The sequence below is a fragment of the Microbacterium karelineae genome (genome assembly GCF_009745985.1).
In the GTDB taxonomy this organism is placed as follows: Bacteria; Actinomycetota; Actinomycetes; order Actinomycetales; family Microbacteriaceae; genus Microbacterium; species Microbacterium karelineae.
This window is the reverse complement of sequence record NZ_WFIX01000190.1, coordinates 391680-403468: the sequence shown is the minus strand read 5'-3', so window position 1 is coordinate 403468 and position 11789 is coordinate 391680. Positions and strand designations below refer to the sequence as shown.

Genomic DNA, 11789 nt, shown 5'->3' with positions numbered 1-11789 from the left:
AAGGGCCTGTCCATCGGATGCTCCTGACCCCGTTCCGCCACCTGATCGACGTCTTCTGCCGATACTCCCGCCTCTGCGGATGACCGGCAACCAGACCCGGCCGGCGCGGTGGCTCGCGGCCTACGGCGGCGTCTCACCCCTCGGATACGTTCCGCTCGGCCGCACCGCGCGCACGATCGTGCTCGTGGTCGCGGCGTTCATCGCGGCGTCGATCCTCGCCGATCTGACGTCGCCTGCGGACCTCGTAGATCTTCATGTCCTGAGTTCCTTCGCCATCGCCATCCTGTTCGGCATGTTCGCGTGGCGCCCGCCCGTCGCCGCGATCGCGCTCACACTGCTGGGCGTCGCGGCCGTGACCCTCAGCGCGCTCGGCCTGCTCGATGAGACGGCCGGCCCGACTCTCAGCGGCATCCTGCTCGCCGCGATCTTCGTCGCCCTGACCTGCAGCCTCTCCGGCACGGTCGTCTACATCGGCATCCTGTGGGCGTGCGGCGTCGTGCGCCAGCTCGTCGAGCCCGACACGACGTCGGAGATGACATTCATCCTGATCATCCTGTCCCTCGTGACCGTGGTGATCGGCGCGAGCCTCCGCATCGTGATCTTCGCGCACCAGGCAACGGCCGACGAGCTCGAACGCGCCACGCGGGCACAGGCAGAGCTGCTCCGCGACGAGCGCGAACGGATCGCGGACGACCTGCACGACATCCTCGCCCACGACCTGACGATCGTCGCAATGCAGGCGCGTGCGCTCGGCCTCTCCGTCGACGAGCGCACGCCGCGCACCTCCGTCGAGTCGATCGACGCGATCACCGTCGCCTCCACGCGCGCGCTCGACGACGTGCGCCGCGTGATCGCGGCGACGGGCGAGGCCGACGCGACGACCGACACGATCCCGAACGCCCTCTCCGGGGCCGCGACGACGCTGCGCGAACTCGGCTTCGCGGTACACACTCGCGACGAGATCGGCGACGTCGCGCTGGGCCGACTCGTCACGGCCACCCTCGCCAGGACGATCCGCGAGGCCGCCACGAACATCGCGAAGCACGGCTCACCCGAGGCGCCTGTGACCTTCGCCGTCGCGCGTCGCCGCGACCACCTGATCCTCGACGTCGTCAACGGGATACGCCCCGATGCGGTCGCCATCGACGCCGTCGCCTCGACGTCCCGCGGGCTCGCCCGCCACCGGGAGCGCGCCCGCCAGCTCGGCGGCGAGCTCACGACGTCAGCCGACGGTGACACATGGACGCTGCACGTCGAGCTGCCCATCGACTCCGCCGCCGCGAGCCGCCGCGCAGACGCCGCTCGAGGCTGACCGGCCCGGGCTTCAGGGGCTCTTGAAGACGTCGTGATCGCCCACACGACGCCAGCGGACCCGCAGTTCACCTTCGACGGTGACGAGCTCGAACGTCGCTCGGCCGTCGGGCGACGAGAACGACCGCGTCATCTCGAGCACTCCGGGTGCCGATCGCACCGATTTCACCCGCAGTGAGGCGGTCCACGGCGTGGCCGGATCGGCGGCAAACGCATCGCACGCGGGGACGAACTTCTCGCGGAGGACCTTGCGGAACTCCGCCAGGTGCTCGGGCTTCAGCCGCCGGATGTCGCCGTCGAAACTCGGGGTGACCTCGAACTTCACGAGTCGTCAGCGACCTGGTCGAGGTGCGCGAGGAAGTCGTCACCGCTGTCGAACGTCGTGACGTCCCCCGCGGCGACATGCGCATCGACCTCGCGCTCGCGCCGCTGCCATCGCTCCGTCCAGAACCACGCTTGATCCGCGGGAATCGGGAGCGACGGGCGCAGCTCCACGACGCCGTCGGGACGCTCCGTCACCTCGAGCTGTGCACCGGGCTCGTCGAGATGCAGCCGCTGGCGCAGCTCGGTGGGCAGCGCGATGAGACCTCGACGCTGAACGCCGACGTAACCGTGGAACTCTGCGGTGGACATACCTGCATTCTCGCAGATCAGCCGCATTACCGCATTACCGCACCATCGTCACGGGAGGCCGATACGCCTACACGCGCGCCGATGGGATCCACGTCGTGCCGCTCGCCTGCCTCGGGGCGTAGAGCTCGGGACGCTCCCTCATCCCTGCGGCGGGGTGTCGGCGACCCGCGTCACGACATGCTTCGCGAAGCCCGCGGCTCCGGCGCCTCCGCCCGTCACGCCGATCTGCGACTCGCGCTTCAGGAAGAAGGCCCACGCGACCGTCAGGCCCACCATCACCATGATCACGCCGCCGATGGCGACGGCCGTGGCGTCGTCGCGCTCGGCGTCGGGGAGCGCGGAGTCATCCGCGATCGGGATCGCGACGCCCGCCATCACGAGGCCCACGAGCAGGATCAGCACACCGAGGAGGGAGAGACCCGCCATGATCGCGCGCTGGCGTCGCAGACCGCTCGGCGGCAGGATCCGCACATCAGCGACGGTGTCGCACTCCGTGCACGACACGGTCACATCGATCGGGGGTTCGCCTTCGGCTGGCCGCAGCATCTCCCACCGGTAGCCGCGATAGTCCCATCGGTTCATGCCGCCGCCGCTGGGCTTCCCCCAGAAGTTCTCGCGATGCATGAACGCGAAGGTCTCGGGCTGCCGGGTCACGCTCTCCGTCATGTGTCCGCCTTCGGATCGTAGGGCCGGGTGATCGGGTGGGGGTCGTCTGTCTCGGCCACGGGCGGCTCGTGCTCGACGTCGAGCTCCGGCGCCTCGACGGGCTCCGTCCGCACGACCTCGAACGCCGCCGTGCCGCCCGCCGCCGACACGGGCCGCGCCTTCGAGCGCATCAGCACCGTGCGGCCGCCGATCCGCACCCGGAGCGGGCTGCCGATCATGATGCCGAGGGTGGCGCCCGAGGCGAGCGCGATGCCCGTCATCGCGGCGGTGAAGAGCGAGTCGAACGCGCTCATGAACTGCGCCTGATCGGCGTCCGCGCTGACGAAGCCGAGCAGACCGAGGAACACGCTGGTGCCCGGCACCCACGGGATCATCGCGGCCGTCGTGACCGCGATCGACGGGACCGACAGCCGGTCGGCGACGACGGATCCGATGAAGCTCGCGAGGAGCGCGCCGCCGAAGACGGCGCCCGCGGAGGGCATCCCCGTGATCGCGGTGAGCACGTACCACCCCGCCCACGCGGCCGCCCCCAGGACGGCGCTGACGAGGATGATGCGGATCCCCGCCCCGTTGAGCACGGCGACGGCCGCCGAGATGAGCACGGCGCCCGCGAGGTGGCCGAAGGACGTGCCGAAGTCGAGCACCTGCTCGGGCATCTGCAGGCCGAAGCCGAGCTGGTGCGCCGCCTCGAGCCCGACGAGGATGCCGACGACGAGCCCCATCGTCATCACCGCGATGTCGAGGATCCGGCCGCCCGCCGTGAGCGAGAACCCGTCGATCGCATCCTGCGCGGCGCCGACGACGGCGAGGCCTGCGAGCATCATCACGATGCCCGACGACACGAGGACGGAGGGCCGCACGTCGACGAACGGCCCCACCCCCGCCTCGGACAGCGCGAACGCGCCGACCGCGCACGCGACGAGCACGATCCCGCCCGCGGCCTGCGTGAAGAACAGGGGAACGCGCAGGTGCGCGAGGCCGAGCTGCGCGAGCGCGATGGCGAGCACCGTGACGAAGGCGAGCAGCAGCGTGAACGGGCCGGCGCCGTACATGAGGGCGACCGCGACGCCCAGCAGCGCCTGCACGACCACGGTCACACCGGTCCGATACATGAACGGCGTCCGGCGCACCGTGTGGAACTGGGCGATCGCGTCATCGAGCGGCATGCCGCTCTCGATCTCGTTGACGAGCGCCTGCAGGCGCTGCAGCTTCGCGTGATCCGGCGCGGCCGAGCGCACGACCTGCATCAGCGTGATCGGATCCCCCGCGCCGTTTCGATGATCCGACAGGATCACCGAGTTGAAGGTGACGTTCACGTGCACGCTGCGCAGGCCATAGGCCGTGGTGATGCGCAGCGCCGCGAGGGTGACCTCCTTCGCGCTGGCGCCGATCGACAGCATCACCTCGGCGACCCGCATCGCGAGGTCGATGATGCTCTGCGCCATCCGCTCGTCGATGATCGGGATCTGCTCGGTCATGCGGCGCTTGGCGGGATCGCTCCAGAGCGCCCGCCGGACGCCGGCGAGCATGCTGCGGTGCCGCTTGCCCTCAGGCATCCTCGCGCCACTCCCCCGTGGCCAGGAACCGATCCATGCGCGCGCGATGCGGCGCGAGATCCATGCCCTGCTCGGCGACCCACCCGTCGTCGTAGTACGTGTGGGCGTACCGGGCGCCGCCATCGCAGATGAGCGTGACGACGGATCCCGTCTCGCCCGCCGCGCGCATGCGCGCGATGATCCGGAAGGCCCCCGCGAGGTTCGTGCCCGTGGATCCGCCCGCCCAGTGCAGGGTGCGCTCGCGCAGCAGACGGATCGCGGCGATGGATTCCGCATCGGGAATACGGATCATCTCGTCGACGACGCTCGGGATGAACGACGGCTCCATCCGGGGCCGGCCGATGCCCTCGATGCGGCTCGGCATGCCCGTGGCAAAGTCTGCGGATCCGGTCTCCCAGCCGCCGTAGAAGGCCGAGTTCTCGGGGTCGACGACGCACACCTCGGTCGGATGGCGGCGATAGCGCACATACCGGCCGAACGTCGCGCTCGTGCCGCCGGTGCCGGCGCTCACGACGATCCATCGCGGGATCGGGCAGCGCTCCTCCGACAGCTGCTCGAACACGCTCTCGGCGATGTTGTTGTTGCTGCGCCAGTCGGTCGCCCGTTCGGCGTATGTGAACTGGTCGAGGTAGTGCCCATTGCACTCGGACGCGAGCCGCTCGGCCTCCGAGTAGATCTCCGGCGGGCTGTCGACGAAGTGGCAGCGCCCGCCGTGGAACTCGATGAGGTCGATCTTCTCGGGGCTCGTCGAGCGGGGCACGACCGTCACGAACTCGAGCCCCAGCATGCGCGCGAAGTACGCCTCGCTGACGGCCGTGGATCCGCTCGACGCCTCGACGAGGACGGTGTCCGGGCCGATGCGGCCGTTCACGAGGCCGTAGAGGATGAGGGAGCGCGCGAGGCGGTGCTTGAGCGAGCCCGTCGGATGCACCGACTCGTCCTTGAGGTACAGGTCGATGCCCCACTCGGGCGGCAGCGGGAACACGTGCAGGTGGGTGTCGGCGCTGCGATTCGCGTCGGCCTCGAGCAGCCGGATCGCGTCGTTCACCCAGGCACGTCGTTCCGTCATGTGTCCGAGCGTAGTTGCGGCCGGCCGCGGAATCAGGACCCCATCACGAGGTCGTAGGCGAGTTTCAGGATGAGGACGGCGACGACGACGATGAACACGATCCGCACGAAGCGGCTGCCCTTCGACACGGCCATCCGCGCGCCGATGTAGCCGCCGACGAGGTTCGCCGCGCCGACCGCGAGGCCGAGGCCCCAGAGCACGTGTCCGGCGGGGACGAAGAAGATGAGGGCGCCGAGGTTCGTGCAGAAGTTCGCGATCTTGCCGAGCGCCGATGCGGGCATGAAGGCGTAGCCGAGCACGCTGACGAGGAGGATCACGAAGAAGGATCCCGTGCCCGGGCCGAGCGCGCCGTCGTATGTGCCGACCGCGAGCCCGATGAGCGCCGCCGCGATGACGTGCCTCGCCCCGTGCCAGCGCCGATTCGCGTGCACGCCCATCTTCGGCTTCAGCACGGTGAATGCCCCGACGGCGATGAGCACCACGAGGATGATCGGGGTGAATGCCTCTTCTGGAATGAATGTCGCGATCATGGCGCCGACGATCGCCCCGAGCAGCGCCATCACGGCGAGCGGGATCGCGGTGCGTGGATCCGGCCTCACCCGCCGCGCGAACGTGACGGCGGCGACCGACGTGCCCATGATGCTCGCGACCTTGTTCGTCGCGAGCGCCTGCAGCGGCGCGATGCCCGGTACGAGCATCATCGCGGGCAGCTGCACGAGCCCGCCGCCCCCGACGACGGCATCGACCCAGCCGGCGACGAGCCCCGCGACGATCAGCAGGGCGATCGTCAGCAGGTCGATATCGGGCACCCGGCGAGTCTACGACTCGCTCGGGGCCAGGTCCTGCGTGCCGAGCACCGTCAGCAGGGCGAGCTTCTCGGCGTCCGCGCTGCGCGGATCCGCCGTGATGACGAGCAGCGCCTGCGTCTGATCCTCCGTCAGCAGGGCCTGGCAGTCGACCTCGATGCGCCCGACCGCGGGGTGCACGAAGGTCTTGCGGTCCTCGAATCGGGTGCTCACCTCGTGCGCCTCCCACATCGCCGCGAACTCCTCGCTCCGCCGCGAGAGCTCGCGCACGAGCTCGCCGGCCCGCGATTCGGCGCCCATCGTGCCGTACGCGGCACGCAGCGCCGCGACCCGCGAGCGCCCGTGCCGCTCGTGATCCTCGAGCGGATACAGCGCCCGCTCACGGTCGGGGTCGACGAACCAGCGGTGGATGCCGCTGCGCGCGAAGCCCGTGAGCCCCGACGCGTCGCCGAACAGCGCACGCGCCGCATCGTTCTGCACGAGCACCTCGTCGAGGGCGCTGAGGATCATGGCGGGCGTGTCGGCGAGGCGATCGAGCACGCGCAGGAGCGCGGGCGCGACATGCCCCGAATCGGAGGCGCGGGCGGGCGCGCTGTGCCCGGCGACACGGAACAGGTAGTCGCGCTCATCGAGCGTGAGCCTCAGGGCGCGGGCGAGCGACGCGAGCATCTGCGTGCTCGGCTGCGGGCCGCGCCGCTGCTCGAGGCGCGCGTAGTAATCGGTCGACATCGACGCGAGCGACGCGACCTCCTCGCGGCGCAGGCCGGACGTGCGCCGCCGCGCGCCCTCCGACAGCCCCACATCGGCGGGGCGCAGCGCGCCGCGATGGCGCATGAGGAAGTCCGACAGCGCATCACGATCCATCTCGTCAGTATGGAGCCGGTTCCGCCGCCCGTGCCAGGGATCGCGGATCCCTGGATGATCGCTCTCTGGAACGGTCGCCCCGTCCCGCACAGACTCGTGGCCATGGACATCACAGGAAACACCATCTTCATCCCGGGCGCAACGAGCGGCATCGGCCGTGCCCTCGCCGTCGCTCTGCACGAGCGCGGCAACGTCGTCATCGTCGGCGGGCGCCGCACCGAGCTGCTCGACGAGATCACCGCCGCGCACCCGGGGATCCACGGCTATCGGATCGACACGGCCGATCCCGACGACATCGCCGATGTGAGTCGCCGAGTGATCGCCGAGCACCCCGACGTGAACGTGCTCGTGCCGATGGCCGGCATCATGCAGGCGGAGGACTGGACGGATCCCGCCGCGTTCCTCGCGACTGCGGAGCGCATCGTCGAGACGAACCTGCTCGGTCCGATCCGCCTCATCGCCGCGTTCGTCACCCACCTGCGGACCAGGCCCGACGCGACGATCCTCACCGTGTCGTCCGGCCTCGCGTCGGTGCCGCTCGCGGCGACGCCCACCTACAACGCGACGAAGGCCGCGATCCACATGCTCAGCGAGTCGATCCGACTGCAGCTCGCCGGCACGAGCGTCGGCGTCACCGAGATCGCCCCGCCGGCCGTCGCGACCAACCTGATGCCGGGGCAGAAGGAGAGCCCGATCGCGATGCCGCTCGCCGACTTCGTCGCCGAGGTCGTCGCGCTCCTCCAGGCACAGCCCGACGCGGCCGAGGTCCTCGTCGAGAAGGTGAAGCCCCTGCGGTTCGCGGAGCAGCGCGGCGAGTACGCCCAGGTCGTCGATCGCCTCAATAGGCTGGATCCGCACCGGTCCTGACCGGGCCGGGCTGATCAGGAGGTTCGCATGACCGACATCACCGTTCCGGAGCCCGTCGCGAGCTTCATCGCGACCGTGAACGCCCACGACGAGCAGGGCTTCCTCGACGCCTTCGCGCCCGACGGCTTCGTCGACGACTGGGGCCGCGTGTTCACCGGCCGCGACGCCATCAAGGGGTGGAGCGACGGCGAGTTCATCGGCGCCACCGGCGTGCTCACCCCCGAGGAGGCGACGCAGGAGGGGGACGAGATCACCGTCGTCGGCGACTGGCGCTCCACCCACGCCAACGGGCGCTCGCTCTTCACCTTCCGCGTCGCGGGCAACCGGCTCGCGAGCATGACGATCCGCGAAGGCTGACGGCGCGGGGCGCGGATCCCGAGACAATGGATCCGTGACCTGGTCGACGAAGAGCACCCGCACCGCATACGAGAACCCCTGGATCCGCGTGCGGGAGGACGCGGTCGCACGGCCCGATGGATCCGACGGCATCTACGGCGTCGTCGAGCTGCGGCATCCCGCCGTGTTCGTCGTCGCCCTCGACGCCGACGACCGCGTGCTGCTCGTCGAGGTCGACCGCTACACGGTCGGGCCCTCGTGGGAGGTCGTCGCGGGCGGATCCGATGGCGAGGACCCCGAGATCGCCGCGCGGCGCGAGCTGCTCGAGGAGGCGGGCCTCGAGGCGGGCGAGTGGATCGAGGCCGGGCGCATGAACGCGCTCAACGGGATCTGCGTCGCCCCGGAGGTCGTCTTCATCGCCCGCGACCTCCGCGAGGCCGGCGACGCGACCGCGCACCGCGCCGAAGAGGGCATCACGTCGTCGCGCTGGGTGCCGCTCGACGACGCGCTGCGGATGACGACGACGGGCGAGATCACCGACGGCGAGTCGATCGCGGCCTTCGCGATGGCCGCCGTGCGGCTGCGGGTGCTCGCGCCGGATCCGGCATAGAGGCGGCGGCCTACCAGTCGTGGACGGTGCCGTCGGCGAGGCGGTTGTACGGCAGGTACGCCCGCTCGTACGGGTACTTCCCCGCCTCGTCCACGTCGAGCTCGACGCCGAGGCCCGGCTTCGTGCCCGGGTGCAGCAGCCCGTTCTCCCACGTGTACGACTGCTGGAACACCTCGTTCGTCTTCGCGCCGTGCTGCATGTACTCCTGGATCCCGAAGTTGTGGATCGCGAGGCCCAGGTGCGCCTGCGCCGCCATCCCGACCGGGGAGATGTCGGTGGGCCCGTGGAATCCCGACCGGATCTGGTACATCGCCGCGTAGTCCATCGTCTTCTTCAGCGGCGTGATGCCGCCCATGTGCGTGACGGCGCCGCGCACGTAGTCGATGAGCTGCTCGCGGATCAGGTCCTGGAAGTCCCACACCGTGTTGAAGATCTCGCCGATCGCCAGCGGCGTCGTCGTGTGCTGGCGCACCAGGCGCAGCGCCTCCTGGTTCTCGGCCGGCGTGCAGTCCTCCAGCCAGAACAGGTCATACGGCTCGAGCGACCTCCCGAGCTTCGCGGCCTGGATCGGCGTCATCCGGTGGTGGCCGTCGTGCAGCAGCGGGATCTCGGGACCGAACTCGTTCCGCACCGCCTCGAACACCCCGGGCAGGTGCCGCAGGTAGGCGCGCGTGTCCCAGTCCTCCTGCACCGGCAGCGCGCCGCGGCGGGCGGGCTCGTGGTCGTATCTGGCGTCTCCCCCACCCGTATCGGCCGATTGCGAGGCGATCCCGTAGATCGCCTTCAGCCCGGGGATCCCCGACTGGATCCGGATCGCCCGGTACCCCTCGTCGAGGTGCTCGCGCACCGAGTCGAACAGCTCGGGCAGCTCCTTGCCCGACGCGTGCCCGTAGGCGAGCAGCCCTTCGCGCGACGCGCCGCCGAGCAGCTCGTGCACGGGCATCCCGGCGACCTTGCCCTTGATGTCCCACAGCGCCATGTCGACGGCGGCGATCGATGCCATGGTCACGGGGCCGCGGCGCCAGTATGCACCGCGGTAGAGGAACTGCCAGGCGTCCTCGATCCGCGACGGGTCGCGCCCGATCAGCAGCGGCACGACGTGCTCGGTGAGGTACGCGACGACGGCGAGCTCACGCCCGTTGAGGGTCGCGTCGCCGAGCCCCGTGACGCCGTCGGACGTCGTGATCTTCAGCGTCACGAAGTTCCTGTCCGGGCTCGTGACGATGACCTCGGCCCTGTCGACGAACATGGTTCAGCTCTCCTTCTGGTTCGGGGCGCCGAACGGGCCGTCGGCCGTCGCCCACCGCGCGCGCAGCAGGTGCGCGGCCTGCTTCGGCCGGCGGTCGCGCGTGAAGACGCCCTTCTTGTTGCCGTCGACGCGGATGATGCCCGGCGAGGTCTGGAAGTCGGCGAAGTTCCACACCTGCTCGCCCACGACGGCGTCGATGCGATCGAAGACGCGGTGGTACATGTCGAGCAGCGCGGCCTGGTACTCCTCCGACCACGACTGCTCGAACACCGAGTGCAGGCCCGCCATCGTGTCGGCGCCGTACTCCGTGATGATGATGGGCTTGCCGTGGGTGTCGGCCCAGCCGCGCAGCTCCTTCTCGAGGCGCACCTCCGCCGAGGCGATGTTCGCGTTGTCGACGTACCAGCCGTAGTAGCGGTTGAGGCAGACGACGTCGAACAGATCGACGATCGCGTCGGTGTCGAAGCTCGCGCGGCCCTCGCCGACGTAGCAGACGGGACGGGTCGGATCCATCTCCCGTGCGAGGCGCGCGAGCGGCGCGAAGTAGTCGCGCGCGGCGGGCTCGACCGCCTCGGGCTCGTTCGCGATCGACCACAGCACGACCGACGGATGGTTCCGGTCGCGGGCGATGAGCTCGCGGATCCCCTGCGCGTGCGCCGCCTGCGTGCGATCGTTGAACATCGCCTCGCTGAACGCCGCCTGCTCGGCGAGGCCGTGCACACCGCCGCCGATCGCGAGGTTCAGGCCGACGGCCGCCGTCTCGTCGATCACGACGATGCCGTTGCGATCGGCGTGATCGAGCACCTCCTCCGCATACGGATAGTGGGAGGTGCGGAACGAGTTCGCGTGCGACCAATCGAGCAGCGCGAAGTCGTGCACGAGGAGGACATCGTCGTGCCCGCGCCCGCGCACATTGCTGTCCTCGTGCTTGCCGAAGCCGCGGAAATAGAAGGCCTGCCCGTTGATGAGGAACTCGGATCCGCGGACCTCGATCGTGCGGATGCCGAACGTCTGCCGATAGACGTCGGCGACGCGGTCGCCGTCGAGCAGTTCGACGCGCAGCTCGTACAGCTCGCCGGCACCCGGATTCCAGAGGCGCGGCGACGGGATCCCGATCTCGCCGGACGCGCCATCCGCCGTCGCGACATCGGATCCATCGGCGTCGACGACCGCGACCCGCACCGGACCGTCCGCGTCGACGCGATACGAGATCGTCGCCTCCTCGGGCTGCGCGGCGAGCGTCGCGACGGCGATGTCGGTGATCCGCTCGCGGGGCGTCGCGACGAGACGCACGTGCCGGTGCAGCCCGGCGTAGTTGAAGAAGTCGAAGCGGCCGAGGTTGCGCGTCGCGCCCAGCGCATCGGTCTCGACGCGCCCCGGCGGGATGGTCTCGTTCGTCAGCAGATTGTTCACGCCGATCGTGAGCCGGACGTTCCGGCCCGGGGAGACCAGATCCGTGATGTCCGCCTCGAACGGCATGTACCCGCCGACGTGTTCGGCGACGAGCGCGTCGTCCACATACACGCGTCCCTCGTGCGTCGCGGAGTCGATGCGCACGAGGATCCGCTGACCGTCCCACCCGGCGGGGATCCGCACCTCGCGCTGATACCAGACCCACCCGACGTGCATGCGGATCGCGTCGTCGGCGAACTGATCGTTGTAGCTGCCGGGCACGGCGATGTCGCGGGCATCCGCGAGCGGCGACTCCCACGGGCGCTCGGCGGGGTCGGTGCTCGTGCGGAAGCGCCAGATCCCGTCGAGGAGCCTCTGGTCGCGGGTCTCGGATTCCTGGGGCGTGAGCATGGATCCTCTTCTCTCGTTC

Annotated in this window: 13 protein-coding genes; 4 read left to right on the top strand and 9 right to left on the bottom strand. The window is 70.2% G+C overall.

Going from position 1 to position 11789, the window contains the following annotated elements; all coding sequences use genetic code 11:
- The first annotated feature begins 79 nt into the window (after positions 1-79).
- Complete coding sequence (locus GB932_RS15010; protein ID WP_156761487.1) at positions 80-1312, top strand: sensor histidine kinase; 1233 nt, start codon at positions 80-82, stop codon at positions 1310-1312.
- A 12-nt stretch (positions 1313-1324) separates the two neighbouring features.
- Here GB932_RS15010 and GB932_RS15005 read toward each other — a convergent pair whose 3' ends face one another.
- The 7 genes from GB932_RS15005 to GB932_RS14975 all read right to left on the bottom strand — a co-directional run bounded on the left by GB932_RS15005 (position 1325) and on the right by GB932_RS14975 (position 6905).
- On the bottom strand, positions 1325-1636 hold the full coding sequence (locus GB932_RS15005; RefSeq protein ID WP_156761486.1) for a hypothetical protein: 312 nt from the start codon (positions 1634-1636) through the stop codon (positions 1325-1327).
- Positions 1633-1944 carry an AbrB/MazE/SpoVT family DNA-binding domain-containing protein gene (locus GB932_RS15000; RefSeq protein ID WP_197517509.1) on the bottom strand — a complete coding sequence of 104 codons (312 nt, stop codon included), beginning with the start codon at positions 1942-1944 and terminating at the stop codon, positions 1633-1635. Before GB932_RS15000 ends, GB932_RS15005 begins: the two co-directional genes overlap by 4 nt.
- 138 nt (positions 1945-2082) lie before the next feature.
- Positions 2083-2610 (bottom strand): hypothetical protein, encoded by a 528-nt coding sequence (locus GB932_RS14995; RefSeq protein WP_156761484.1) that lies wholly within the window; start codon positions 2608-2610, stop codon positions 2083-2085.
- Positions 2607-4166 carry a threonine/serine exporter family protein gene (locus GB932_RS14990; RefSeq protein WP_231916234.1) on the bottom strand — a complete coding sequence of 520 codons (1560 nt, stop codon included), beginning with the start codon at positions 4164-4166 and terminating at the stop codon, positions 2607-2609. The genes GB932_RS14995 and GB932_RS14990 overlap by 4 nt, the downstream gene beginning before the upstream one ends.
- Positions 4159-5235: an L-cysteine desulfhydrase Cds1 gene (gene cds1, locus GB932_RS14985; RefSeq protein WP_156761483.1), complete on the bottom strand. Its 1077-nt coding sequence runs from the start codon at positions 5233-5235 to the stop codon at positions 4159-4161. Before cds1 ends, GB932_RS14990 begins: the two co-directional genes overlap by 8 nt.
- Before the next feature lie 32 nt (positions 5236-5267).
- Positions 5268-6044 carry a TSUP family transporter gene (locus tag GB932_RS14980; protein WP_156761482.1) on the bottom strand — a complete coding sequence of 259 codons (777 nt, stop codon included), beginning with the start codon at positions 6042-6044 and terminating at the stop codon, positions 5268-5270.
- 9 nt (positions 6045-6053) lie between these two features.
- Positions 6054-6905 (bottom strand): helix-turn-helix transcriptional regulator, encoded by an 852-nt coding sequence (locus GB932_RS14975; protein WP_156761481.1) that lies wholly within the window; start codon positions 6903-6905, stop codon positions 6054-6056.
- A gap of 102 nt (positions 6906-7007) precedes the next feature.
- On the opposite strand from GB932_RS14975, the gene GB932_RS14970 reads away from it, so the two are divergent.
- From GB932_RS14970 to GB932_RS14960, 3 genes are read left to right on the top strand one after another with little or no spacing between them, the layout of a single operon-like run.
- Positions 7008-7772 carry an SDR family oxidoreductase gene (locus tag GB932_RS14970; protein WP_156761480.1) on the top strand — a complete coding sequence of 255 codons (765 nt, stop codon included), beginning with the start codon at positions 7008-7010 and terminating at the stop codon, positions 7770-7772.
- Positions 7773-7799: 27 nt separating this feature from the next.
- Positions 7800-8129 (top strand): nuclear transport factor 2 family protein, encoded by a 330-nt coding sequence (locus GB932_RS14965; protein WP_156761479.1) that lies wholly within the window; start codon positions 7800-7802, stop codon positions 8127-8129.
- A 34-nt stretch (positions 8130-8163) separates the two neighbouring features.
- Positions 8164-8718 carry an NUDIX domain-containing protein gene (locus tag GB932_RS14960; RefSeq protein ID WP_156761478.1) on the top strand — a complete coding sequence of 185 codons (555 nt, stop codon included), beginning with the start codon at positions 8164-8166 and terminating at the stop codon, positions 8716-8718.
- Positions 8719-8728: 10 nt separating this feature from the next.
- Here GB932_RS14960 and manD read toward each other — a convergent pair whose 3' ends face one another.
- Both manD and uidA read right to left on the bottom strand, forming a co-directional pair.
- Positions 8729-9967: a D-mannonate dehydratase ManD gene (gene manD / locus GB932_RS14955; RefSeq protein WP_156761477.1), complete on the bottom strand. Its 1239-nt coding sequence runs from the start codon at positions 9965-9967 to the stop codon at positions 8729-8731.
- Positions 9968-9970: 3 nt separating this feature from the next.
- Positions 9971-11770, bottom strand: coding sequence for a beta-glucuronidase (uidA, locus tag GB932_RS14950; protein ID WP_156761476.1), 1800 nt, complete (start codon positions 11768-11770; stop codon positions 9971-9973).
- Between the last annotated feature and the right edge of the window lie 19 nt (positions 11771-11789).